Annotated in this window: 24 protein-coding genes; 9 read left to right on the plus strand and 15 right to left on the minus strand. The window is 69.5% G+C overall.

From position 1 onward, the window contains the following. Nucleotides 1-7 precede the first annotated feature (7 nt). Entirely contained in the window at nt 8-667 is a 660-nt protein-coding gene (locus tag ACXC9Q_RS18040; RefSeq protein WP_457057723.1) for a response regulator transcription factor, read from the minus strand. A gap of 95 nt (nt 668-762) precedes the next feature. On the opposite strand from ACXC9Q_RS18040, the gene ACXC9Q_RS18045 reads away from it, so the two are divergent. Genes ACXC9Q_RS18045 through ACXC9Q_RS18060 form a run of 4 tightly spaced genes read left to right on the plus strand, consistent with a single transcriptional unit; the run spans nt 763 to nt 4014 of the window. Then, on the plus strand, nt 763-1494 hold the full coding sequence (locus ACXC9Q_RS18045) for an ABC transporter ATP-binding protein (RefSeq protein ID WP_457057724.1): 732 nt from the start codon (nt 763-765) through the stop codon (nt 1492-1494). Next, a complete protein-coding gene (locus ACXC9Q_RS18050; protein WP_457057725.1) occupies nt 1484-2257 on the plus strand; it encodes an ABC transporter permease in 774 nt (257 codons plus the stop codon). Before ACXC9Q_RS18045 ends, ACXC9Q_RS18050 begins: the two co-directional genes overlap by 11 nt. Beyond that, a complete protein-coding gene (locus ACXC9Q_RS18055) occupies nt 2254-2727 on the plus strand; it encodes a hypothetical protein (protein WP_457057726.1) in 474 nt (157 codons plus the stop codon). Before ACXC9Q_RS18050 ends, ACXC9Q_RS18055 begins: the two co-directional genes overlap by 4 nt. A 39-nt stretch (nt 2728-2766) precedes the next feature. After that, nucleotides 2767-4014: an MFS transporter gene (locus ACXC9Q_RS18060; protein ID WP_457057727.1), complete on the plus strand. Its 1248-nt coding sequence runs from the start codon at nt 2767-2769 to the stop codon at nt 4012-4014. Here ACXC9Q_RS18060 and ACXC9Q_RS18065 read toward each other — a convergent pair. The 8 genes from ACXC9Q_RS18065 to hpnC are packed head-to-tail and all read right to left on the minus strand — an operon-like array spanning nt 4011 to nt 14245. Next, nucleotides 4011-5795: a 1-deoxy-D-xylulose-5-phosphate synthase gene (locus ACXC9Q_RS18065; protein ID WP_457057728.1), complete on the minus strand. Its 1785-nt coding sequence runs from the start codon at nt 5793-5795 to the stop codon at nt 4011-4013. The two genes, ACXC9Q_RS18060 and ACXC9Q_RS18065, sit on opposite strands and share 4 nt — an antisense overlap. Continuing rightward, entirely contained in the window at nt 5792-6790 is a 999-nt protein-coding gene (gene hpnH, locus ACXC9Q_RS18070; RefSeq protein ID WP_329484860.1) for an adenosyl-hopene transferase HpnH, read from the minus strand. Before hpnH ends, ACXC9Q_RS18065 begins: the two co-directional genes overlap by 4 nt. A gap of 8 nt (nt 6791-6798) precedes the next feature. After that, nucleotides 6799-8265 carry a 4-hydroxy-3-methylbut-2-enyl diphosphate reductase gene (ispH, locus tag ACXC9Q_RS18075; RefSeq protein ID WP_457057729.1) on the minus strand — a complete coding sequence of 489 codons (1467 nt, stop codon included), beginning with the start codon at nt 8263-8265 and terminating at the stop codon, nt 6799-6801. Beyond that, nucleotides 8262-10169, minus strand: a complete 1908-nt coding sequence (shc, locus tag ACXC9Q_RS18080) for a squalene--hopene cyclase (protein ID WP_457057730.1) — start codon at nt 10167-10169, stop codon at nt 8262-8264. Before shc ends, ispH begins: the two co-directional genes overlap by 4 nt. After that, nucleotides 10166-11179, minus strand: a complete 1014-nt coding sequence (locus ACXC9Q_RS18085) for a polyprenyl synthetase family protein (protein WP_457057731.1) — start codon at nt 11177-11179, stop codon at nt 10166-10168. The genes shc and ACXC9Q_RS18085 overlap by 4 nt, the downstream gene beginning before the upstream one ends. Next, entirely contained in the window at nt 11176-12513 is a 1338-nt protein-coding gene (hpnE, locus tag ACXC9Q_RS18090) for a hydroxysqualene dehydroxylase HpnE (protein WP_457057732.1), read from the minus strand. The genes ACXC9Q_RS18085 and hpnE overlap by 4 nt, the downstream gene beginning before the upstream one ends. Continuing rightward, nucleotides 12510-13373, minus strand: coding sequence for a presqualene diphosphate synthase HpnD (gene hpnD, locus ACXC9Q_RS18095; protein ID WP_457057733.1), 864 nt, complete (start codon nt 13371-13373; stop codon nt 12510-12512). Before hpnD ends, hpnE begins: the two co-directional genes overlap by 4 nt. Continuing rightward, nucleotides 13370-14245 (minus strand): squalene synthase HpnC, encoded by an 876-nt coding sequence (hpnC, locus tag ACXC9Q_RS18100; RefSeq protein WP_457057734.1) that lies wholly within the window; start codon nt 14243-14245, stop codon nt 13370-13372. Before hpnC ends, hpnD begins: the two co-directional genes overlap by 4 nt. 176 nt (nt 14246-14421) lie before the next feature. On the opposite strand from hpnC, the gene ACXC9Q_RS18105 reads away from it, so the two are divergent. After that, nucleotides 14422-15606: a PucR family transcriptional regulator gene (locus tag ACXC9Q_RS18105; protein ID WP_457057735.1), complete on the plus strand. Its 1185-nt coding sequence runs from the start codon at nt 14422-14424 to the stop codon at nt 15604-15606. Here ACXC9Q_RS18105 and ACXC9Q_RS18110 read toward each other — a convergent pair. The 4 genes from ACXC9Q_RS18110 to ACXC9Q_RS18125 all read right to left on the minus strand — a co-directional run bounded on the left by ACXC9Q_RS18110 (nt 15562) and on the right by ACXC9Q_RS18125 (nt 18765). Further along, on the minus strand, nt 15562-16866 hold the full coding sequence (locus tag ACXC9Q_RS18110) for a wax ester/triacylglycerol synthase domain-containing protein (RefSeq protein ID WP_457057736.1): 1305 nt from the start codon (nt 16864-16866) through the stop codon (nt 15562-15564). The two genes, ACXC9Q_RS18105 and ACXC9Q_RS18110, sit on opposite strands and share 45 nt — an antisense overlap. Before the next feature lie 27 nt (nt 16867-16893). Further along, the gene (locus ACXC9Q_RS18115) at nt 16894-17637 is read right to left on the minus strand and encodes an SDR family NAD(P)-dependent oxidoreductase (RefSeq protein WP_328523169.1); all 744 of its coding nucleotides are present in this window, start codon (nt 17635-17637) and stop codon (nt 16894-16896) included. Nucleotides 17638-17722: 85 nt separating this feature from the next. After that, a complete protein-coding gene (locus ACXC9Q_RS18120; RefSeq protein ID WP_457057737.1) occupies nt 17723-18187 on the minus strand; it encodes a hypothetical protein in 465 nt (154 codons plus the stop codon). A 110-nt stretch (nt 18188-18297) separates the two neighbouring features. Next, a complete protein-coding gene (locus ACXC9Q_RS18125) occupies nt 18298-18765 on the minus strand; it encodes an SRPBCC family protein (protein WP_457057738.1) in 468 nt (155 codons plus the stop codon). Between the two features lie 185 nt (nt 18766-18950). On the opposite strand from ACXC9Q_RS18125, the gene ACXC9Q_RS18130 reads away from it, so the two are divergent. The 3 genes from ACXC9Q_RS18130 (at nt 18951) to ACXC9Q_RS18140 (ending at nt 20822) form a co-directional block, all read left to right on the plus strand. Continuing rightward, a complete protein-coding gene (locus ACXC9Q_RS18130) occupies nt 18951-19250 on the plus strand; it encodes a hypothetical protein (RefSeq protein ID WP_457057739.1) in 300 nt (99 codons plus the stop codon). Nucleotides 19251-19312: 62 nt separating this feature from the next. Further along, nucleotides 19313-20044, plus strand: coding sequence for a GAF and ANTAR domain-containing protein (locus ACXC9Q_RS18135; protein ID WP_457057740.1), 732 nt, complete (start codon nt 19313-19315; stop codon nt 20042-20044). A 49-nt stretch (nt 20045-20093) separates the two neighbouring features. Next, entirely contained in the window at nt 20094-20822 is a 729-nt protein-coding gene (locus ACXC9Q_RS18140; RefSeq protein WP_457057741.1) for a GAF and ANTAR domain-containing protein, read from the plus strand. A 1-nt stretch (nt 20823) separates the two neighbouring features. Here the strand turns inward: ACXC9Q_RS18140 and ACXC9Q_RS18145 are convergent, their stop codons facing one another. Further along, nucleotides 20824-21486, minus strand: a complete 663-nt coding sequence (locus ACXC9Q_RS18145) for a DUF6766 family protein (protein WP_457057742.1) — start codon at nt 21484-21486, stop codon at nt 20824-20826. Between the two features lie 159 nt (nt 21487-21645). On the opposite strand from ACXC9Q_RS18145, the gene ACXC9Q_RS18150 reads away from it, so the two are divergent. Then, the gene (locus ACXC9Q_RS18150) at nt 21646-22203 is read left to right on the plus strand and encodes a hemerythrin domain-containing protein (protein ID WP_457057743.1); all 558 of its coding nucleotides are present in this window, start codon (nt 21646-21648) and stop codon (nt 22201-22203) included. Nucleotides 22204-22260: 57 nt separating this feature from the next. On the opposite strand, the gene ACXC9Q_RS18155 is transcribed toward ACXC9Q_RS18150, so the two are convergent. Continuing rightward, nucleotides 22261-22932 carry a GAF and ANTAR domain-containing protein gene (locus ACXC9Q_RS18155; protein ID WP_457057745.1) on the minus strand — a complete coding sequence of 224 codons (672 nt, stop codon included), beginning with the start codon at nt 22930-22932 and terminating at the stop codon, nt 22261-22263. Between the last annotated feature and the right edge of the window lie 117 nt (nt 22933-23049).

The following is a 23049-nucleotide window of genomic DNA, read 5'->3' on the forward strand; positions in this document are numbered from 1 at the left end:
GCCGCCCTCACCACTCGGCCAGGCGGTAACCGGCGCCCCGCAGGGTCACGATGGACTCGTCGCCCAGCTTGGTCCGCAGCCGCCGGACATAGACCTCGACGATGTTCGGGTCGCCTTCGAAGTCGTAGTCCCAAACGTGATCCAGGATGAGCCGCTTGGACACGACCTCGCCCTGCCGCCGGATGAGGAACTCCAGCAACGACAGCTCCCGCGCCGTGAGCACCAGTTCGGCCTCACCGCGCCAGGCCCGCCGCGCCGCCGGATCCATCCGGAGTTCACCGGCCTCGAGCACCGCCGGTCGCTCGACGCCACCGCGCCGGACCAGTGCTCGCAACCGGGCGATCAGAACGGCGTACGAGAACGGTTTGGTCAGGTAGTCGTCGGCTCCGGTGTCGAGGGCCCGGACCTGGTCGGTTTCGGCATCCCTGGCCGTCAGCATCAGGATCGGGGTCCAGACGCGTTCGGCCCGCAGCGTCGCGCAGATCTCGAAGCCGTCGATCTCCGGCAGCATCAGATCCAGCACCAGGACGTCGTACCCGTACTCGCGGGCGAACCACAGGCCGTCGGTCCCGGTCAGCGCGACGTCGACGGCGTACCCCTCGGCTTCCAGACCGTTGCGCAGGCCCGCGGCCAGCCGCAACTCGTCCTCCACCACCAGCGCCCGCATCCCGCACCTCCGGCCGATCCTCCTCCATTCTGGCTGAATCCCCGCTGAAAGCACCGTTCAGCTGGGATTCAGCCCCACCGCCCTACCGTCGGTCCATGGCGACCATCGAGGCGACCGGCCTGAGCAAGCGGTACGGCGCGCGCAACGCCCTCGACGGACTCACCTTCGCCGCCGAAGCGGGCGACGTGATCGGCCTGCTCGGTCCCAACGGCGCCGGCAAGACGACCACCATCCGGCTGCTCACGACCATCCTCGAGCCGTCCGGCGGCACCTTCACCGTGGCCGGCGTACCCGGCGACCGGCCGCACCGGATCCGGCAACGGATCGGCGTCCTGCCGGAGAGCGCCGGCTACCCGTTGCGGCAGACCGGCGCCGAGTACCTTCGCTACACCGCACGTCTGTTCGGCCGGAACCGCCGCGACGCCCGCGCGGCCGCCGAGCGGCTGCTCGCCGACGTCGGTCTGCGCGATCGCGCGGGGACCCGGATCTCGACGTACAGCCGGGGTATGAAGCAACGCCTCGGGATCGCCCGGGCTCTGATCAACGATCCCGCGGTCGTATTCCTCGACGAACCGGCGCTCGGCCTGGATCCGGCCGGCCAGCGCGAGATCCTCGCCACCATCGGGGACATCGCCGGCCGGCGCGGCGCCACGGTGGTGCTGTCGACACACACCTTGACCGAGGTCGAGCAGGTCTGCGGCAGTGTGCTCATCCTCGACCACGGTGTCCTGCGGGCCGCCGGGCCGATCGACGAGGTCGTCGCCGGTGCGGGCAGCCTCAGCGCTGCCTTCCTCAGCCTCACCGAGGAGGCGGGTCATGACCAGTAGCCGCTGGGACGTCGTGGCCGAGCAGGAGATCCGGGATCTGTGGATCCTCGGGCGCGGGCCGGTGCTCGTGTTCGGGTTCAGCGTTCTGCTCAGCACGATGACCTACCTGGCGGCGACCAACCGCGCGATGAACTTCCTCGAGCAACGCGAAGCGGTCAACCTTACCGTCCAGGTCGGCCTGGCGGTCGGTGTCCTGCTCACGATGGTCACCAGCTCCGACGCGATCAGCGGCGATCGTGAACGCGGGACCTTCGAGGCGCTCCTGCTCGCTCCGGTGTCGCGGCGCGGGATCGTCGTCGGCAAGCTGGCCGCGGCGACGACCATGTGGCTGGCCTGCCTCGTCGTGACGCTGCCCTACCTGTGGGTCCTCGGGCGAGGCGTCGCAGGAGCCGGTCAGGCAGCACTGCTCGCCCTGATCGTCGGCACCTTGGTCGCGACCGGGCTCGCCGGGATCGGCCTGCTCATCAGCGCGGTCACCAACTCCAACAAAACCAGCCTGGCGGCCGGACTGCTCCTGCTGCTCGTGCTGTTCGCCCCGACTCAGCTCCCGGCGCTCCCGAAGACCGGCTTCGGTGAGGTGATCACCCGGATCAACCCGATCGGATCGGCCTTGCACTACATCTCGCAGATCCTGGTTAATCGGCGCAGCTGGACCCACGACCTCAGCTACCTGGCTTCCCCGGTTGTGGTGGCCCTGGTCGTCGCCGCCGTGGTGATCGTCGCCGGCCCACGACTCGTCCGACTGACCGCGGGGTCGCGATGATGCTGCTGAACCTGCTCGCCACGGTCGCTCTCGCCGACCCGACCATCACCATGAACACCGACCAGCTCACGGCCGTCATCGGTCAGACCCTCACTGTCGAGTCGGTTGTCAACGAGTCCGGCCCGGCGATCGCCCACCTCAACGTCGTGAGCCTCGACGGGGTGTACGTCGACTTGGAGGACTGGAGTCAGGAGGTCACCCAGCCGGTGGCCGCCGGCTCGGACACCCAACTGGACTGGGAGTTCCAGGCCGTGAACCCGGGCCACTTCGCGGTGTACGTCGTACTGATCCCGAAGAGCGGACCCCTGGTCGCCGGGCCACCGGTCCGGATCACGGTGACGCCCCGCCAGACCCTCGACACCGGCGGAGCGCTCCCCGTCGCGATCGCCGTACCGGCAGCACTGGGCGCCGCGGCCCTTATCGGCCGGCTGAAAACACATGGCCGCTTCACGCGGAAAGTGGGAGGCTGACCGGGATCAGGCGTTTGAGTCTGGAGTGAGAAGCGGTCCGTGGCAGTCGACAACGGCAGGGTTCCGCTGCGGCGGAACCGGCCGTTCGCGTTCTTCTGGGTGGCCCAGCTGCTCTCCAATGCCGGGTCGCAGGTCAGCGAGCTCGCGATCCCGTTGATCGCCGTCCTCACGTTGTCCGCCGGACCGACCGCGATGGGGATCCTGACGGCGCTCGAGGCGCTGCCGAGTCTGCTGCTCGGGTTGCTTCTCGGCGTCTTCGTCGACCGCATCCGGCGGGGCCGAACGCTGTTCTGGTGCAACGTCGGGCAGGGCGTGCTGATGGGCACGGTCCCGTTGGCTGCCGCCTTCGACCTGCTCACCATGGCCCAGCTCTACATCGTGACCTTCGCTGTCGGCTCTCTGGCCCTCGTTTACGGCCTCGCCCACACGGCCTACGTACCGGTGCTGGTCAAGGATCGGCGGCAGTTGACGGCGGCGAACAGCAGCATCGCGTTGACCGACTCGATCACGTCGGTCGCCGGGCCAGGGCTCGGCGGCGTGCTGGTCCAACTGCTCACGGCTCCTGTCGCGATCGCCGTCGACAGTGCCTCATTCTTCGTCGCCGCCTTCCTCCAGGCCTGCGGGCGAGGACCCGACCCCGTGCCGACGGCCGAGAAGAGCCGGTTCGGTCTGTCCGTCCGGGCCGGGTTCGCAGCGTTCCGCCGCCAATCCGGGATCGTCGCCATCACAGTCGGCAAGGGCAGTATCGACTTCTTCCACTGGGGAGTCCTTGCCCTCTACATCTTGTACGCCGTAAGCGAGCTCGGACTGTCGCCGGCCGAGATCGGGGTGATCGCCGCGATCGGCTCCCTCGGCCCCCTCCTGGCCGGCGTGATCACGACTCCGGTCAGCCGCCGGTTCGGAACCACCTGGACCTCGGTCGTCGCCGCGACCCTCCTCGGCGGCGACCTGCTGATCCCGCTCGCGGGTGGGCCGACCATCGTCGTGATCGCAACCATTGGCCTGGGGCAACTACTCCTCGGGCTGGGCGTCGTCTACCTGATCATCGTCCGGTCGACCATGCTGCAGCACACCGTCGAGCCGCACCTGCTCGGCCGCGTCGGCTCCGTGATCCGGCTCGTCGAATGGGGTCCGGGTCCGCTCGGCGGTCTCTTCGGAGGCCTGCTCGGTGCCGCCATCGGGCTACGGCCGGCGTTGCTCATCCTCGGCATCGGCACCTTGTCCGCCGTTCCCTGGGTCGCGGTGGGAGCGGCCCGCGGATACCTCACGCTGCCGGATGAGCCTTAAGAGAGTGACCCGGTGACCGCGTGCGTGATGCCGTCGGCGTCGAGGCCGTGCGTGTGCAGCAGGTCGGCACGCTCCCCCGCCGCGACGAACTCACCGGGTAACCCGAGCGTGATGAGCTCAGGGCGTGCCGCCGTACGCCGGAAGGCCCGTCCGAGCGCTTCCCCGAAACCACCGGTCACGGTGTTGTCCTCGATCGTCACTACCACGCGATGCTCACCGGCGAACCGGACGAGTTCGGGATCGACGGGGATAATCCACCGGGGATCGGCCACGGTCGCGTGGATCCCCAGCTGCCGCAGCCGGCGCGACGCCTCCACGGCCGCCGCCGCCAGCGGACCAACCGGCACGAGCAGCACCTCGCGGACCTCCGGCCGATCGTCGGTCAGCAGTTCGGCCGCACCGATGGTGCCGGTGGCACGCAGTACGGCTCCGCCCCGCCCACGCGGGAACCGAAGCATGGTGGGACCAGCCTCGTGATCAACGCAGGCACGCAGGAGGAAGCGCAGTTGCTGAGTGTCCCTGGGCGCCGCGATCCGCATGCCGGGCACCAATCCGCACAGCGCCAGATCCCACATCCCGTGGTGCGACGGACCGTCCGGACCCGTGATGCCGGAGCGGTCGAGGACGAAGGTGATCGGCGCCCGGTGCAGCGCCGCATCCATCAGGACCTGGTCGAAGGCGCGGTTGAGGAAGGTCGAGTAGATCGCGACCACGGGATGCAGCCCAGTGGTCGCCAGTCCGACGGCCGACGTCACCGCGTGCTGCTCGGCGATTCCGACGTCGAACACCCGCGAGGGATACCGGCATGCCATCGGAAACAGTCCGGTCGGCCGCATCATCGCGGCTGTCACGGCGACCACGTCCTGGCGCTCGTCCGCGATCGCCACCAGTTCCTTCCCGAACACATCTGTCCAGGCAGGCCCATGGACCTGGCTGGTGGCAGTCGCCGGGTTGACGGTGTGATGGTGGTCGGCCTCGTCGAGCTCGGCGGCAGCATGGCCGGCGCCCTTGCGGGTGAGGCAGTGCACCACGACCGGATGCTGGAGGAGGGCGGCGGTCCGCAACGCCGCCTCTAGGGCCAAGGTGTCGTGACCGTCGACGGGACCGAGGTAGGCCAGACCAAGCTGCTCGAAGACGTTGCCCCGAGCTGTGCCCGCACTCAACGCTCGCAACTGCACGGCCAGCGATCCGGCGGTGGGTTCGTATGATCGCCCGTTGTCGTTGAGCACGATGACGACCGGCCGGTCCGGCGCGCCCGCGATGTTGTTGAGCGCCTCCCAGCACATCCCACCGGTCAACGCACCATCACCCACGACCGCGACGACCCGCCGCTCGAGCGATCCGGTGAGCTGGAACCCCTTCGCCAGGCCGTCGGCGTACGAGAGCGCGGTCGAGGCGTGCGAGTTCTCGATGACGTCGTGCTCGCTCTCGGTCCGGCTCGGGTAGCCCGACAGCCCTCCCGGCTGGCGCAGGGTGTCGAAGCGACCGAGCCGGCCGGTGAGCATCTTGTGCACGTACGACTGATGACCGGTGTCCCAGACGATGACGTCCTGCGGCGACGTGAAGATCCGGTGCAGCGCGATCGTCAGCTCGACGACACCGAGGTTCGGGCCGAGGTGACCTCCGGTCCGGGTGACCAGGCGGACGAGCTCAGCCCGGATCTCGTCGGCAAGTCCACGGAGGTCGGTCGCAGGCAACCGCCGGAGATCGGCCGGTGAAGTCAGCGTGTCCAGGAGCCGAGTGCTGGGGCGTGGCCGCTCGTCGACACCCGGCGCGCTCATGATCCGACCGCAGCACGGATGGTCTCCCGCAGCGACCCCATGGTCGCGACCACCGCCGTCGGCTCGTAGCCGCAGTGCGCCATGCAGTTCGCGCATCGCGGATCCTTGCCCCGGCCGTACGCCGACCAGTCCGTGTCCTCGAGCAGCTCCTTGTAGGTCCCGACGTACCCGTCCTCCATCAGGTAGCACGGCCGCTGCCAGCCCTTCAGCGAGTACGACGGGATCGCCCACGCCGTACAGGCGAAGTCGGCCTTGCCCTCGAGGAAGTCCAGGAACAGCGGCGAGTGGTTCAGCCGCCACTTCTTCCGGCGGCCACCGGCGAACGCCTTCGCGAACAGCTGCCGGGTCTCCTCGGGACCGAGCCAGTGCTCCTGGTCCGGCGCCTTCTCGTACGCGAACCCGGGCGAGATCTGCATGTTGTCGACGCCGAGCTCGTCGTTCAGATAGTCCAGTACGTCGATCACGTCCTGCGGGGTGTCGGTGTCGAAGAACGTCGTGTTGGTCATCACCCGGAAGCCGGCCGCCTGGGCCTGCTTGATCGCGGCGACCGCTTCGTCGAACACGCCGTCCTTACAGACCGACGCGTCGTGCCGCTCACGCAGCCCGTCGATGTGGACCATCCAGGCGAAGTTGCGGTGCGGCGTGAACTTGTGCAGGTGCTTGGGCAGCAGCAAGGCGTTCGTACACAGAAAGACGATCTTCCGGCGGGCCAGCAGTTGCCGGACGATCTCGTCGATCTGCTTGTGCATCAACGGCTCGCCGCCGGCGATCGACACCATCGGTGCGCCGCTCTCCTCGATCGCGGCGACCGCCTGCTCGACCGGCATCCGCTGCTTGAGGACCGAGGCGGGATGCTGGATCTTGCCGCAGCCGGCGCAGGCCAGATTGCAGGCGAACAACGGCTCGAGCTCGACCAGCAGTGCGAACTTCTCCCGTCGCAGCAGCTTCTGCCTGAGCAGATAACCACCGAGGCGGATCGACTGACGCAGTGGCATGGCCACGGTCAGCTCACCTCCCTGGGCAGGGTGAATCGGATGTCCTCGTCGGCGACGCTGATCTCGGTGACCGCGACCCGGCCGAGGCCGGACAGGCAGCGGACCAGACCGTCGACAAGCTGAGGTGGTGCGGATGCTCCCGCGGTGACGCCGATCCGGCGTACGCCGCGCAACCAGTGCAGGTCGACGGCGCTCGCGTCGTCGACGAGGTACGCCGGGACCCCATCGGCCGCGGCGACCTCCGCGAGCCGGTGGGAGTTGGAGGAGTTCGCCGATCCGAGGACGAGCACGAGGTCGGCCTCCCGGGCGACGGCTCGGACGGCCTGCTGCCGGTTCGTGGTGGCGTAGCAGATGTCGTCGCTGCGCGGGCCGTCGAGCGCGGGGAAGCGATCCCGCAGAACGGCCGCCGTCTGCTCGGCCTCGTCGACGGCGAGGGTGGTCTGCATGACGTAGGAGACCCGCCGCGGATCGGCGACGCTCACCCGCCCGGCCTCGTCCGGATCGGCCACCACGACTACCTGGCCGGGCGCCTCACCCTGGGTGCCGACGACCTCCTCGTGATCACGGTGCCCGATCAGGAACACCGTGTTGCCGCGAGCAACAAAGCGGCGTACCTCGCTGTGCACCTTGGCGACCAGCGGGCAGGTGGCGTCGATCACCCGGAGGTTGCGGGCCGCGGCGTCGGTCCGGACCTGCGGGGCGACGCCGTGGGCGGCGAGCACCGTGACGCTGCCCTCGGGAACCTCGGCGACCTCCTCGACGAAGACCGCGCCGCGCCGCTCCAATTCACGCACGACGTGGCTGTTGTGCACGATCTGCCGGCGGACGTACACCGGCGGGCCGTACTTCACCAGCGCACGTTCCACGATCTCGATGGCGCGCTCGACGCCCGCGCAGAAGGACCTCGGCCCGGCGAGCAGGACCTCGCGATCGCCGGTCGCGGCGGCCCAGGCGTCGATGACGGGAGCGGCGCGACGCAAGGCCCACAAGGCCTTCGGCCCCCGCACGAGCGTCCCTGGACGGAGCAGGCGATGGTCCGGCGTGTCGACGACGGCACGGATCACCGCCGCCTGTCCTCGAGGGGCGGCTGTGGCGACCAGTGCGGATTCGGTGTCGGCCGCCAAGGCTCCGGTTGCTGCGAGCGTACGGCGAGCATCCGGCGCGTCGACGATTCGCCGGGTCGTCACGATCGGCCCGTGGTGGACCCGCAGACCGGCTCGCTGCAACGCACGTACGAGCAGCGGGGACGCGTGACTGGGCAACGGTTCGCCGTCGCCCCGGATCTCGTCCGCGACAACCAGGTCGCCCGGCCGGAGTTCGTTGCCGAGAGCACCGGCCACGCCGGCGACAAGGACTGGCTGCCCATCAGTCAGGCCGCCGCTGGACGAACGTCCGGTGCGTACGACGTCGGCCGTGAGCCGGTCGTGGAGTGCGAGCCACTCGGACCACAACGGCGTACTGACGATTCCGGTCATCGGGCACTCCGCGCGACGTAGCGGCCGAGCGCCCAGATCGGGAAGACGAGCCGGTAGATCTCGTAGTTGATGTAGAAGTCGCCGGGGAAGCCGGTGCCGGTGTAGAGGTCCTCGTCCCAGCCACCGTCCGCGCGCTGGGTACGGACGAGATACTCGACGCCTCGGTCGACCACGGCCGAGTCCTCGCCCGCGGCAAGCAGCGCGAGCAGCGCCCACGCCGTCTGCGAAGCGGTCGACTCTCCCCGGCCGATCCAGGCGGGATCGTCGTACGAGCGGAGGTCCTCGCCCCAGCCGCCGTCGTCGTTCTGGTGATCCTCCAGCCAGCGGACCGCCGCTCGAACCGCAGCCGCGTCGGCGGACATGCCTGCGGCGATCAGGGCCGGGACGACAGCGCCCGTGCCGTAGACGTGATTGGCGCCCCAGCGGCCGAACCACGAACCGTCGGCCTCCTGCGCGTCGAGCAGCCACCGTACGCCGCGACGGCACGGCTCCTCGTCCGCACGACCCTCAGCCGCGAGCATCTCGACCACATGCGCGGTGACGTCGGCCGACGGTGGATCGATGACGGCGCCGAAGTCGCAGAAGGGCAACGCGATGGCCAATGTGTGGGTGTTGTCGGCGTCGAACGCACCCCACCCGCCGTCGCGCGACTGCATCCCGGTCGTCCACACCACCGCACGATCGATCACGGCCCGCACCCGGGCAGGATCCGGATGACGCACGCGGCGCAGGGCAAGCACGATCTCGGCGGTGTCGTCGGTGTCGGGATAGTTGTCATTGGCAAACTCGAAGGCCCACCCGCCCGGCGGCAGCTCAGGCCGGCGCACCTGCCAGTCACCTCTGGCCCGGATCTCTTCGCCCAGCAACCAATCGGTCGCCTTGAGGACGGCCGGATCGTCGGCCGGAACACCGGCGTCCAGCAGCGCCGCAAGAGCTAGCCCGGTGTCCCACACCGGCGACTGGCAGGCCTCCAGCCACCGGACGGGTCCGTCGGGCGAGGAGGCCTGGACGGTGAAACCGTCGAGCCCTTCGATACCGGCGCGCACCGCGGGATGATCGAGCGGATAGCCCATCAGGTGCAGTGCGATGAGCGAATACACCCACGGCGGTTGGATGCCGCCCCAACCGCCATCGGCCTCCTGACGCGCCAGGATCCACTCGACGGCGAGGCGCATCGCCTTCTGCCGCAGGCGTTTGAGCGGCCGGCGACGATAGCCGTGCAGCACGGTGTCGAGGCGCGCGAAGAACCCAGAGATGCGGTACGCCGGTTGCCGTGGCGGCGGCGGAGTCCCGGTCTTCAACTCGGCGATACCGAAATCCACTGGATGCACGGGCTCGAGGGCGCTCACGATGGTGAGCGGCACGATCGTCTGCCGAGCCCAGCAACCCCAGTTGTAGATGTTGAGCGGCGCCCACGCCGGCAGGTACATGATCTCCGGCGGGAGCGCCGGACAGTCGTCCCAACTCCACAATCCGAACAGCGCAAGCCAGATGTGCGTGAACACGCGAGCCCGCTCGACCCCGCCCTCGGACTTCACGAACTCGGCAGCCCTTCGCAGCTGCGGGGTGTCAGGTTGATCACCGGCGAAGCGCAGGGCAACCCAAGCCTCGACCGTGGTCGACAGATCGCCCGGCCCGCCGTGGAACGTCGCCCACGAACCGTCGGCTCGTTGCTGGGAACGAATCCAGCGAGCTGTCTCCTCGTTCGTCCGCGGCGTGGCGATGCCGAGGAACGTCCGCAGCATCAGGTCCTCCGCGTCCATCGTCACGTTGGTGGCGAGCAGGCCCTTCCACCAGCCGTCCTCGTGCTGACGCCCGCGCAGGTGTTCCACGGCCGCGTCAAGGGCAGTCCGTAGGCCGGCCGTCGTACCGATCACTGGATCGACGCGCTCGCCAGCGGTCATGACTGCCGCTCGATCACGAAGCGGGCCAGCTCACCGAGCCGATTGCGGGCGATGTCGTCGAGCTCTGTGTCGTCGAGAGCCTGCTCGGCCAGACCGATGCGGTCCCGCGCTTCCTGGACGGCCCAGTCCCGGCCACCGGCCCGCTCGATGAGCTGAGCGGCGTACCGGAGCTCGTCCTCCGTCGGACTGCCGTCGCGACACAGCCAGGCAGCCAGCTCCTGCCCGGCGTCGCCACCGTGATCAAGCGACCAGGTGACCGGCAAGGTCTTCTTGCGCGCGATCAGATCGGAGAACACCGGCTTGCCCGTGACCTCGGGCGATCCCCAGATCCCGAGCAGGTCGTCGACGAGCTGGAACGCCATCCCGAGCTCGGCACCGAACCTGGACAGCCCGCCCACCACGACCTGCGGCGCACCGACCAGGATCGCGCCGATCGCGGCGCTGACCCCGAGCAGAGCCCCGGTCTTGCCCGCAGCCATGTCGAGGCACTCGTCCAGCGTCACGTCGTTGCGCTGCTCGAAGGCCAGATCCAGCACCTGCCCGCGAATCAACTCCCGGGTCGCGATCGCCAGCGCCCGACCGGCTGCTTGTCCGTCCGGAGACTCACCCTCGGTCAACACCTCGTGGGCCAGGGACAGGAGCGCGTCACCAGCCAGTACGGCGGTCGCGTCACCCCAGACCGCCCACACGGTCCGGCGATGGCGGCGTTCGGTGTCGCGATCCATCAGATCGTCGTGCAGCAAGGAGAAGTTGTGGACGAGCTCGACCGCGACCGCGCCCGGCAGGCCCGGTTCGGGCCGGCCGGTGACCGCTTCGGCGGCGAGCAGTGCGAGCGCGGGCCGCAGAGTCTTGCCCGGGTTCGCCACGGTCGGCGTACCGTGCTCGTCGGACCAGCCGAGGTGGTACGAGACGACCAGCCGAGTGAACGGATCGAGGCGCTCGACGGCCAGGCGCAAGGCCGGTGCGACCATGCCCCGACTGCGGTCGAGGGTTTCCGCGGTGATCGTCATACCACTGCCTCCCGACGTTCTGCGGGGCGTCGTTCGAGCAGTGCGGCCACTGCGGCCTCACCGCTGCGGACGGCGCCCTCCATGGTTGCGGGCCAGCCGGTGTCGGTCCACGCACCGGCGAGGTAGAGACCGGGCAGCGCCGTACGTGCCGATGCACGCAGGCCGGCCGTGCCCGGCCGCTGCCGGAACGTGGCCTGCCGCTCGCGGGTGACGAAGAACTCCAGGACCCGCGCGTCGGTGATCCGCAGCAGTCGCTCCAGGTGCGGCAACAAGCGGTCACGCAGCTCCGGGACCGGTGTATCGATCAGATCGTCGGCCGCCGACAGCGACACGGCGATGTACTGTCCTCGGCCGAGTCCGGCCTGACGGGTGCGGTCGAACACCCACTGCAGCGGGCTGTCGACAGCCGCGAAGAACGGCTCGTCGAGCACGACCCGGTCGTAGATGACGTGCAGGTTCACGATCGGCGTACTGCCCAGCTCCTCCGCCCACCCTGACTCCAGCTCGACCGCTCCGGCCGGCACGAGCGTCTCCGCAGCAGCCGGCGGAACCGCGAGCACGACGTCGTCGAACGCAGCACCGTCGACGGCCCAGCCGTTGCCTACCGGTACGACGTCACGGACCTTGGACCGTGTCCGCACAGTCACTCCCGCAGCCGTCAGCGCACGCGCTGCCGCGTCGCCGTGCAGTTCCTGCAGCGGCACCAGCGACCAGCCGATGTCCGCCGCCGCGGCGGACTCCAGCAGCCCGAGTTGGAAGACCGTCGCGGCCAGCGCCAAGGAAGCCCGCTCGGCCGGAGCATTCAGGGTCGCGATGCCGATGAGGTCCCAGACCGTCTCGATGGCCCGCTGATCCTGCCCGTGCGCAGTGAGCCAGTCGCCGAACGACTGCTGGTCGACCTCGGGATCGGTGCGATCCACGCGGCCGAGCGCCAGCGCCCCGCGCACCACCCGCGCCCGAGCCGCCGGGCTCAACCACCGATACCGCGCCAAGGTCGACCCCAGGTGAAGAGGCGCAGGCAATCCCGTCCGGCGAAGCCGCCCGGTCCGTGCATCGAGCTCACTGCGAACCGGTACGTCGAGCCGGTCCTGCACCGTCACCCGGTCAGAGACGCCCAGCCGCTCCAGAAAGCCCTGGTACGCCGCGCAACACCGCAAGAACACGTGTTGGCCGTTGTCGATCCACAGTCCGTCGCGCTGGAACGAGTGCGTGAGACCACCGAGCCGGGGACGTGCTTCGAACAACGTGACCGCAAAGCCTTCGTCGGCGCATCGCAGGGCCGCGGTCAGGCCTGCCAGGCCACCGCCGACCACTCCGACGCGCCGGGCGGTCATCGCCGTCCTCCTCCGGCCAGGGCGGTCACGGCGACGCGCGCCTTCTGGGCGACGCTCAGCGACAGCCGCTGGTCGTAGACGAGAACCGGATCGCCGGCGATCCGACCCAGCAGATGGTGATAGATGCCGGCCATCGCCCGGCAGCACGCCGCGCTGCGCCGGTCGAGATGCGGTACGAGCCGCAGGCCGAGCGAATACCAGTCGCCGGCGCGACCGGCGGCGTACCGGATGTAGGCGGCGAGCCGGCCCGCCGGGTCCTCGAGCGTGCCGAGGTCGTCGACGCGCAGGTCCACGCCGTACCGATCGAGCTCGTCCTGCGGGAGGTAGACGCGGCCGTTGCCGAGGTCTTCGCGGATGTCGCGCAGGATGTTGGTCTGCTGCAGGGCGATCCCGAGCTGATCGGCGTACAGGGACGTCCGCGGGTCGGTGGTGCTGCTGCCGAAGATCGACAGGCACAGCCGGCCGACCGACCCCGCGACGTGCCGGCAGTACACGACGAGTTCGTCGAAGTCGGCGATCCGGACGTCGCCCAGATCCAGCTGGACACCGTCGATGAGTTCCTCGAACGCGCCCAACGGCACCGGGAACCGGCGAGCGGCATCGTCCACCGCGGCCAGCACCGGGTCGCTGCTGTCGGCCAGCCTGCCCAGGTCCTTGCGGACCCCGGCGAGGGCCGTCTCCTTGTCCGCGGTCGCGTCGTCGCCGTCCCCGATGTCATCGATCCGGCGCGCGAGCGCGTAGACCGCACAGAGCGCGGAGCGTTTGTCCGGCGGCAGCAGGCGGATGCCGTAGTAGAAGTTGCCGGCCTCGGTCCGGGTGATTTGCTCGCAGGTGACGTACGCCTGCTCGATCGTGCTCATCGCACCGACCGCCGGCTCGCCAGCAGGCCGACGGCGCGGATCGCCGTCGTACGGCGCGACGGCCGGGCGGACCGGGCGAGCACGTCACCTTCGGTCTGCCTCAGTGCCGACACCGTGGCCTGTCCTCCGGCCACGAAGCCGGCCACGCTGACTTTCCCCCATCCCTGCAGTTGCCGCACGATCGCCGTCCCTTCAGCGAGCAGACCGGCGGCCCGCTCGATCTCGAACCGCATCAACTCTCGAAGCTGTGGACCCGCGCTCTGCTGATCCAGGTCGTGCTCGGCGACGGCGTACCGGTGCAGATCCTCCTGGGGGAGGTACACGCGACCGGCCCGCCTGTCCTCACCGACGTCCTGCCAGTGCTCGAGCAGTTGCAGCGCGGTGCACACCTGGTCGGATCGCGCGATGGTCTCCGGGGTCGCCTGCCCGAAGATCTCCAGCACCATCCGGCCGACTGGTTCGGCGGACAGGGCGCAGTACCGGCGGAGGTCGTCGAAGGTCTCGTAACGCGACACCACCTGGTCCTGCAGGTTCGCCTCGATCAGCCGCTCGAACGGCTCGGCCGACATCCGTCGGGCGTGCACAGTCGGGGCCAGCCTCCGCAGGACGGCGTCCGACGGCTGACCGCCCGACCAGATCGTGCCGAGATCCGCGGCCAGCTCCTGCAGCCGGGCCGTCCGGTCACCGGTGTATGCGTCGCCGATGTCGTCGACCATCCGGGCATAGCCGTAGATCGCGTGCAGGTGGTCACGATGCCGGCGCGGCAGGAGGCGCAGGGCGACGGGGAAGTTCTCGGCGTTCTCGCGAGTACGGAGTGCTTCCTCGCCGGTTGACGGGGAAGTGCCGGACGGCCGGGGACGCGAGCTCGCCATATCAACCATCTTCGGTCCGTCCGGATCGCCAGGTCTGCCGCCGCCGGAGTGATTCCTGGACCTGAAAATTGTCACGACCGTACAATCCGGAGCAGGGCCGCCCGTTCGGACGCGCAGCAGGAACGGTCGGCCGGCGACATCGGCGCGAGGGTGCGAGGGGGCACGCGAGACATCAGATGACCACGGACGCGGCGCAGGGCCGGGCGCAACTGGAGCTTGCCCTCGACAGCCGGCTGCCGGAGCTGATCGCCGAGGTGCGGGATCTGCTCGCCGACGGCTGGCCGGAGTACGCCGCCTTCCTCGACCAGAATCCGGACGGAATGCACCAGGCCGCCGAGCTGTTCGTCCACCGCCTCCTGGACATGGCCGAGCACGGCCGGTCGGCGTCCCGGATCGACCGGCTCGAAGGCGCCCAGACGATCCAGATCGTGTTCGAGCAGATCGGCCGCCGCCAGTGGCAGGCCGGCGAGGACCTGACCCGCCTGCTCACCGCCTACCAGCTCGGCGCCCGGACCGCCTGGCGGCATGTCTCGGCCACCGCGCTGGCCCTCGAGGTCCGGCCGGATGTGCTGGCCGCGCTCGCCGAAGCCGTCTTCGACTTCATCAACCAGCTCTCGTCGGCGTCCGCGCGCGGCTACGTCCTGGAACAGGGCGAGGACGCCTCGGCCCGGGAACGCAGCCGCGAGGAACTGGCCGACCTGCTGCTGTCCGATCGCTCGGGCATGACCGCGATCCGGGAGGCGGCCGCGCGGGCGAACTGGCCGCTGCCCACGACCGGGGCCGTCGTCCTGGTGGACGCGAACGCCGACGTCGCGCGGCGGGTGCTGTCCCACGTGGACGCGGGATCGCTGCCGGTGCGGCACGAACAACTGTCCGGCCTCATCGTCCCCGACCCCGGGCTGTCCGGTCGCCGGGAGCAACTCCGGCGCGCTCTCCGGGGAGCGAACGCGGTCGTCGGCCACACCGTGCCGCTGGAGTACCTGCCGCGCAGCGTCACCATCGCGCAGATCGCCGTACGGCTCAAGCAGCAGGGCATTCTCACCGACGACCCGGTGTTCGCCGACGAGCATCTCGACACGATCATCGTCCATCGCGACGAACGCCTGATGGGATTCCTCCGCGAGCAGTTGCTGGCGCCGCTCGACGACCTCCCGGCCGGAGCCCGGGAACGGCTGATCGAGACCCTCACCGCCTGGCTGCGGCACATGGGCGACCGGACGGCGATCGCCGAGGAACTGCACATCCACCCGCAGACCGTGCGCTACCGGGTCGCCCAGCTGCGCGAACGGTTCGGCGATCAGCTGGACTCGCCACGGTCACGCGCGCGTCTCTTCCTCGCGCTCGTGTGGCCGATGCGATGAGACGTTCAGGACCTGCGCCATCCGGGCGGCGAGGACGTCCGCGTCGAAGACCGCCGGATCGGTGGCCAGACCGATCCCGAGCGAGCCGGCCCAACTCAGCGCGCCCGCGGCGATCGGGGACCCGGGCGCCAGCGGCAGGATCGGGTAGACCGACGCGATCGTGATCCCGTCCATCGACAGGGGCAGCGTCGAGCCGGGCATGTTCGACGCGATGGCGTGGAAGAACCGGCGCCCGTACACGGTCCGTGCGAACCACCCGGCCATCGGCTCGGGCAACGCGCGCAGGCCGGTCGCCATCACGAACCGCGAGGCCACCGCCCGGCTCGGCGTCCGCAAGCGCCCGGTGCGCCGGCTGATCTCGAGGACCAGCTCGTCGAACGGACGGCCGTCCAGCGGCACCTCGACCATCACGGCCGCGGTCGCGTTGGTCTCCGCCGCCGAACCGGAATCGCGCACCATCAACGGCACCGCGACCCGCATCCGGCCGCGCAGCCGGGTGGCGACCTCGGGATGGGTGGCGGCGACCGCCTCGGCGACCAGACCGAGAACGACATCGGTCACCCGGACCCCCCGATCCGACGCTGCACGCCGTACGGCGGAGAGGTCGAGAGCGGCCGTGGCGAACTCCCGTCGTGCCGACCTGCTGTCCAGACGGGCTCCTGCTCCGCCGTCGGTGGCCAGCTGGGCGAGTCCGGCGATGGTTGCCCCAAGCAACTTTGCGCGACCGGGCGCCGGACTGCGGAGGCCGGGCAGCTCGATCCGCGGACGCAGCAGGTTCAGCGCCTGGATCACGGTGCCGATCCCGTCCGCCACCGCGTGGTGCAGCAGCAGGATCATCGCCGAAGCTCCCGGCGCCGCGTCGCGAACCATCACGAGTCGCCAGAGCGGACGGTCGCGGGGCATCGGGGTCTCGGCCAGCTCGGCGATGATCCGCCGTACGCCGGCCGGACCGTCCGCCGAGCGGCGTTCGCTGACGTGCCACGACCAGTCGATCTCGGCGACGTCGATCCACCGCTGCCGGCGCCAGCGCGAGCGCGGCCCCAACCGCTGGCGGAACCGGGGCAATCGGTCGAGCTCGCCCTTCACCAGCTCGGTCACCCGCTCGAGCGACAACGCGTCGCCCTCGCTCGGCTCGAACACGACCAGCCCACCGACATGCTGAGGCGCCGCGGCTGTTTCCACCTGCAGGAAGAAGGCGTCACTCGACGGCACGACCACGCCCGCGCGGGCGGCCCGATGCGTTGATCCTCCGTCGGCCACGCATTTGTCATAGCACAAGCAGTCCGGTCACCCGGACCGGATCGACTCCCCGAAGCGGGTGGCGAGTCGCCGGAAGCCGGCTGGAAACAGCGCCCGGACGACGGCGGCGAGCCGGATCCAGCGCGGGATCCACGTCTCGGCCCGGTCCTGCTCGATCGCGCGGACGACGGCTCGTGCGACCACCGCCGGCTCGACCGGTCGCGGGACGCGCCGGTCGTAGGCGCGACCCCGGGTGGCGAAGAAGCCGGTGTCGACCGCCGCGGGAACGACGACGCCGACCTGGACGCCCGTCCCGGCCAGCTCCAGCCGCAGACTCTCCGCGAACGCGTCCAGCCCTGCCTTCGCCGCCGCGTAGACCGCCTCCCCCGCAACGCCGGTCCGTCCCGCGACCGACGTCACCAGCAACAGACAGCCGGTACGACGCTCGACCATCCCCGGCACCAGCAATCGGGCCAGCCGCATCGTGGTGGTCAGATCCACGGTCACGAGGTCCGCGATCTCCTCGTCACTCATCTCGACGAACGGCCCGGACCACCCCTGACCAGCGTTCGCGATCAGCACATCCAGCCGTCCATGGGCCGCCAGCGCTTCCCCGGCCAGCGACTGCACAGCGCCGTACTCACGCAGATCGGCCTGCACCGCAACGCCGTTGACCTGATCCGCGACGTCCTGCGTACGCCGTACGTCGCGCCCGTGCACGACGACCACCGCCCCGGCCGACGCGAGCTCGAGACAAACGGCCCGCCCGATCCCGGCCGACCCGCCAGTCACCAACACCACCGCGCCGCCCAGCTCCAAGGCCCACCTTCCAGTGCTCCCGACCGCGCTGATTCACGATACTCGCCCGGTGGACGCCTCAACCGCCGGCGGCACTCCGCTCCGTGGCCAACTGGATCAGTGATTCGGCAACCATCACGCAGCGCTCCTCGGCGCGAGATCGGGCCGGGCCGGCGTATCTCAACCGAGCCGAGGCGGTGATCGGATCCGCTCGGACCTCGATCAGGCTCCCTCCAGGTCGTGGCTGCACCCTGATCGTCAACCGGATCCAGCCACCCAATCCACTCCGCAAGCGGAGGACCAGCTCCTGAGGTGGCAGCCAGGACTCGACGACCGCCACAGTCAGATGACGGTCGTAGGAGTGCCTGCCGTGCGGCTCCCGATCGGTGTCCTTCCGGACGATGCTGCCGGTTTCCGGCCACCTCCGGTCGGCGTCGACAGGAGTGGGAACGCCGACCACCCAGTCCTCGAACAGCTCGGCCGTCGCGACAACCGCCATCACAGCCTCGGCGCTCACCGCGCCGAAGCGCCACGCCATCACCATCGAAGAGCTCTCGGTCGATCAGACATCCGACGGCCTGTCTATCAGTCACGCGGACCAGGAGCGATCACATCCGGCGAGTCCAGGCCAAGTGTTGCCGTCAAGGGGCCGCGTCACCTCGTGGAGGTGGACTGAGTTCTGTGCAGGCCGGCGCGTGATTCGGCCAAGTAGGCGAGGCGGCGGAGGGTTTCGGTGTTGCGCCAGTGCAGGACGGGGTCGATGGCGGCATGCGGAACGATGTGCACGGGACCTTCGATGGTCTCTTCGCGCATCACCAGGAGGCAGCCGTCCGGGCGGGTGGTGGTGACGAACTCGACCCGGCCGGCGCCGGCCGGCCAGACGCGGACCTTGATCACCAGCCGGTGGTCCGGCTCGAACTCCTCGACCGTGGTCACGTCGTTCACCATGAACGGCCAGACACCGACCGAGTGGTGAAGACTCGTCCCAGGCGCAGGGAACCCTTGATCGACCGACCGGACCCGCGCGGCGCCGACCACCCACCCGGCGTACGACCACCCGTCGCCCAGCACAGCGAACACATCCGCGCTCGAGGCCCGCACCACACACTCGTTCTCACTCATGCCGGACCTGTACCCACTACGCACGCAAGTGCAGGGTGCCGATGACAACCGCGCCGTGATGGCGCATGCTCGAAGTCTAGGGATCCCCGCAGTTATGCGGTCGGCCGCAGCGGGTACCTGTACGGCAGTGCTTGCCCCGGACCACGGCACCTTCTCCGAAGTACGACGGCTGAAGAGGTGACCCCATGGCCTCGGCAACGACATCCCCCGTGTGGCGATCCACCGGGGTGGCGCGGGCCTACGGTGGCCCGGCGCACGGACAGTGCTGGGCGATCGAAGGCGAGGACCCACCGGAGGAAGTCGCGGTCGTCCCGGGCGCTCCGATCTACCGGCTGATCCACAATCCCCGCACCCACCAGCCCGCCAAGGACCACCTGGGCAACTACCTCTACATGCCGGTCGGCCCGCAGGCCGACGGCAGGGCGTCGGTGCGCCCGGTGGACTTCGCTCCGTACGCCAGGCAGGCTGAGGCGGCGACGTCATGACCGGATCGGCCGGTCAGGTGGTGCAAGGCGCGCGGATGACGACGCCGAGGGTGAGCTGATCCGTGGCATCACCGCGAGTCCGGCAGATCCTCCTCGAGGTCCTCACCGATCCTCCCGGCCGGACCAGCACGGCCGAGCAGATACTGCGGCGTCTGTGCACCGCATTGATCGCCGCAGTGCCCGTCGACGGCGCCGGCGTGGCGTTGATGACGGCGGCCGGCCATGCGGGTCTCCTGGTCGCCAGCGACGCGCCGGCGGCTGCGATGGAAGACCTGCAACAGACGCTCGGTGAGGGACCGTGCTTGGACGCCTCACGTGGCGGTAGGCCGGTCCTGCTGCCGGATCTGGTCCAGTCCGGCACGAACCGATGGCCGACCTTCACCATGTCCGCGGCCGACGCCGGAATCGCCGCGGTGTTCGCCTTCCCACTCCAGGTCGGCGCGATCCGGCTGGGCGTGCTCGACCTCTACCGCCGTACCACCGGATCGCTGGACCGGCTCGAGCTCGCCGAGGCACTCGACTTCGCGTCCGCCGCCACCACGATCCTGCTGGAGTTGCAGCACGGCGCTCCCATCGGCCAGTTGCATCCGCTGCTGGCCGACGCCGCCGACGGGCACCGGGAGGTCCATCAGGCCACCGGGATGGTCTCGATCCAGGCTGCCATCGGGCTGACCGAGGCCCTGCTCCTGCTGCGAGCGAGGGCCTACTCGACCGGGCGGCCGCTGCTCGATATCGCAAGCGATGTTGTGCACCGGCGGCTAACTTTCCCACCCGACAGCGACGATGATGAATAGGCGGGGCGATGCGAGGATTCGACCGATCGACCGAGAAAGGAATCAGGTCATGACCAGAGAGCAGAAGCTGGGGCGGGTCTTCGTCGAGCTCGCCGATACGCTCGTCGACGACTTCGACGTCATCGACCTGATGCACCTGTTGTGTGAGCGCAGCGTCGAACTCCTCGACGCCGACGCTGCCGGGCTGATCCTGGCCGACCAGCACGGCTTGTTGCAGGTGATGGCCTCGACCACCGAGGAAGCACGGCTGCTCGAGCTGTTCGTCCTGCAGAACGACGAAGGTCCCTGCCTGGACTGCTACACCACGGGTCAGCAGATCACGAATGTCGACCTCGGCGAGTTCAGCCAGCGATGGCCGCGGTTCCACGCCGCCGCCACGGCCGCGGGCTTCCACTCGACCCACGCGCTGCCGCTCAGGCTGCGCGGCCGGGTCATCGGGGCACTCAACCTGTTCTGCGCCCAGCGCTCGACGCTGACCCAGGAGGACATCGAGCTCGGGCAAGCGCTGTGCGACATCGCCACCGTCGCCTTGCTGCAGGAGCGCGCCGTCCGCTCCGGCGAGATCCTCGCCGAGCAGCTGCAGAGCGCCCTGAACAGCCGCATCGTGATCGAACAGGCCAAGGGCATCCTCGCGGCGAGCGCGGGCCTCTCGCTCAACGCCGCCTTCAGCCTGATGCGCGACCACGCCCGCCGCAACCACCTGCACCTCAGCGCAATCGCCGCAGAAGTCATCGCCCACACCCTCACCGCCACCGACCTCCAACCCGCCACCGGGTGAGTCAATCGCCGGTCTGGTCGTCGGGCGCATGGACGGGCTTCGACTGCGATGACGAACGCTGGCGCAGGTAGACCGTGCCGCCGATGATCGCGGCGACCGCGAGGAACTCGCTCTGCCAGTTCTGGAACGACTCGAACCAGAACTGCGACGTACGCACGTACTCCCAGGCGGTCACGGCCTGGCCGCCATGCAGCTGCTGATCCTGGCTGTACGCACCGGCGCCGGTCACGGCGTGCAGCCAGAAGGACAGGAAGAACACGATCCCGAAGGCGATCGCCAGCGAGTTCTCGTACAGCCTCAACACCAGCTCCGAACCATGCCGCACCGGCCACGGAGCCCTCGCATCGTTGCGATGGTCCCGCGGATCCTCATCCTGCTCAGCACGCTCCCCGATCGGCCGCGACTCCGCCGACCCCTTCTGCACCAGGAACGTCGTGAGCAGCACATACATCCCCATCTGCAAGAACTCCGACTCCCAGTTCTCCAAGACCGTCTCGCCGAACGACGACGACCCGGCATACGCGACGAGTGACTCAGCCGGCTGACCGTGATCGGACAAGTCCTCGTTCTCGTGCGCGTGCCCGGTGAGCAACACCCCCACCATGAATAACGCGAACAGCCCCAGATTCACCAGCAACAAGGCCCGCAGCCGAACCCAACGCATCAGCACCGCCTCATTCACCCGTTCAGCGCCCAGCTTCCTCGGGTCCCGGTACCCCCGTGCCATCCGCTCACGCGAGTACGTCGTACGCAGCGGATCGGGCTTCGGTGGTTGGGGTGCGGGTACCGGTGCCGGCAACAGACCAGCCGAGAGGACCTTGAAATGCCCGTTGATGTTGTCGATCTGATCATGCAGGACCACCGCGAGGTGGAGCGTCTCTTCGACGAGCTCAAGGAGAACCCGGAGAAGCGGCCGAACCTGCTGCCGGTGCTCACCACGTTGCTGACCGCGCACAGCCGCGCCGAGGAGGCCGAGGTCTACCCGGTCGCGGCCACCGAGGCCGGTGAGACGGAAGAGGTGTCGCACAGCCAGCAGGAGCACATCGAGGCCGACCAGCTGCTGGCCAAGCTCGCCAAGACCGACCCGACGTCACCCGAGTTCGACAAGGCGCTGCAAAACCTCGTCGACGCCGTGTCGCACCACGTCGAAGAGGAAGAAACCAAGGTCCTCCCGGGCATGCGCTCCGGCCTGTCCGCCGAACGACGCAATGAGCTCGGCGAGGCATTCGTTGCCAGCCGCAAGCAACACCTCGGCGAGCAGCCCGGCGACCTGACCCGCGACCAGCTCGCCCAACAGGCAACCAACGCGGGCATTTCCGGCACATCAGGCCTCCCCAAGGACAAACTCCAGCAGAAGGTCCAACGCGCAGCCGACCTCTGATCCACCCGACGCCCGGCCGCGGTCACTCGACCGCGGCCGCTCTGCGCGCCCGGCCGGCTATCCGCGGGTGGTGGCGATGAGGCGTTTGGCCACTTCTCGCAGTTTGATGTTGCCGTCCTGCGAGAGGCGGGTGAGGAAGGCGAAGGCGCGGTCGTCGGTCAGGTGGTAGCGCTCCATCACGATGCCGACCGCCGTACCGATCGTGGTGCGCGTGTTGACCGCTTCGCGCAGGTTCTGGATCTCGCGGGCGTAGTCGATCGCCATCGCCGCCTGGTGCTGGAAGAGCAGGCCGAGCGTTCCGAGGTCGCGGAAGGCCCCGACCTGCTTGGCATACAGGTTGAGGGCGCCACGTGACTTCGGAGCATTGAAGAGCGAGAGACCCGCTTGCGCGTGAACACCGGCCGCCAACGCGCTCACGGCGTACCGGGGAAAGCGCTCGTCCCGGGCCAGATCCGGCGACGCGACGTGCACAGCGTCAGCCGCCGCTTCGTAGCAGGGACCTTCACGCAGGTCGTACTGCGCCTCGTCGAGACCCAGCAGGAACTCATCCGTCGGCGCGGCCGTCTCCAGCCGGCCATCGGCGTGCAGGATCGTGATGCTTGCGTAGTCGGTCTCGGGCAGCGCCTCGACCGCCGCAGCCGTGATGCGACTGAGCGTGTGGTCAAGGTCGCCCGGAGTCAGCGTCTTCCCCAGCCGCTGCGCCAGATTCAGGAGTTGGTCCTCATTCACGCCACGACCGGTACCCCGAATCGCCCACATGCACGCCGGTGCAACCCAAAGCTACTGCGGGAGGGAGTCGGCCTTGACGGCGTTTCGCTCGCCGAGGGGACGCGGCTCGCCCTTCGT

The organism is Kribbella sp. CWNU-51 (assembly GCF_054073265.1).

What these genes read in the sequence shown, in the direction of transcription:
- ACXC9Q_RS18045 (WP_457057724.1), top strand. Translation starts at nt 763, where the DNA reads ATGGCGACCATCGAGGCGACCGGCCTGAGCAAGCGGTACGGCGCGCGC.
- hpnD (WP_457057733.1), bottom strand. Translation starts at nt 13,373, where the DNA reads ATGAGCACGATCGAGCAGGCGTACGTCACCTGCGAGCAAATCACCCGG.
- hpnC (WP_457057734.1), bottom strand. Translation starts at nt 14,245, where the DNA reads ATGGCGAGCTCGCGTCCCCGGCCGTCCGGCACTTCCCCGTCAACCGGC.
- ACXC9Q_RS18065 (WP_457057728.1), bottom strand. Translation starts at nt 5,795, where the DNA reads ATGAGCGCGCCGGGTGTCGACGAGCGGCCACGCCCCAGCACTCGGCTC.
- hpnH (WP_329484860.1), bottom strand. Translation starts at nt 6,790, where the DNA reads ATGCCACTGCGTCAGTCGATCCGCCTCGGTGGTTATCTGCTCAGGCAG.
- ACXC9Q_RS18040 (WP_457057723.1), bottom strand. Translation starts at nt 667, where the DNA reads ATGCGGGCGCTGGTGGTGGAGGACGAGTTGCGGCTGGCCGCGGGCCTG.
- ispH (WP_457057729.1), bottom strand. Translation starts at nt 8,265, where the DNA reads ATGACCGGAATCGTCAGTACGCCGTTGTGGTCCGAGTGGCTCGCACTC.
- ACXC9Q_RS18125 (WP_457057738.1), bottom strand. Translation starts at nt 18,765, where the DNA reads ATGAGTGAGAACGAGTGTGTGGTGCGGGCCTCGAGCGCGGATGTGTTC.
- ACXC9Q_RS18050 (WP_457057725.1), top strand. Translation starts at nt 1,484, where the DNA reads ATGACCAGTAGCCGCTGGGACGTCGTGGCCGAGCAGGAGATCCGGGAT.
- ACXC9Q_RS18085 (WP_457057731.1), bottom strand. Translation starts at nt 11,179, where the DNA reads ATGACGATCACCGCGGAAACCCTCGACCGCAGTCGGGGCATGGTCGCA.
- shc (WP_457057730.1), bottom strand. Translation starts at nt 10,169, where the DNA reads ATGACCGCTGGCGAGCGCGTCGATCCAGTGATCGGTACGACGGCCGGC.
- ACXC9Q_RS18130 (WP_457057739.1), top strand. Translation starts at nt 18,951, where the DNA reads ATGGCCTCGGCAACGACATCCCCCGTGTGGCGATCCACCGGGGTGGCG.
- ACXC9Q_RS18105 (WP_457057735.1), top strand. Translation starts at nt 14,422, where the DNA reads ATGACCACGGACGCGGCGCAGGGCCGGGCGCAACTGGAGCTTGCCCTC.
- hpnE (WP_457057732.1), bottom strand. Translation starts at nt 12,513, where the DNA reads ATGACCGCCCGGCGCGTCGGAGTGGTCGGCGGTGGCCTGGCAGGCCTG.
- ACXC9Q_RS18055 (WP_457057726.1), top strand. Translation starts at nt 2,254, where the DNA reads ATGATGCTGCTGAACCTGCTCGCCACGGTCGCTCTCGCCGACCCGACC.
- ACXC9Q_RS18150 (WP_457057743.1), top strand. Translation starts at nt 21,646, where the DNA reads ATGCCCGTTGATGTTGTCGATCTGATCATGCAGGACCACCGCGAGGTG.
- ACXC9Q_RS18120 (WP_457057737.1), bottom strand. Translation starts at nt 18,187, where the DNA reads ATGGTGATGGCGTGGCGCTTCGGCGCGGTGAGCGCCGAGGCTGTGATG.
- ACXC9Q_RS18145 (WP_457057742.1), bottom strand. Translation starts at nt 21,486, where the DNA reads ATGCGTTGGGTTCGGCTGCGGGCCTTGTTGCTGGTGAATCTGGGGCTG.
- ACXC9Q_RS18140 (WP_457057741.1), top strand. Translation starts at nt 20,094, where the DNA reads ATGACCAGAGAGCAGAAGCTGGGGCGGGTCTTCGTCGAGCTCGCCGAT.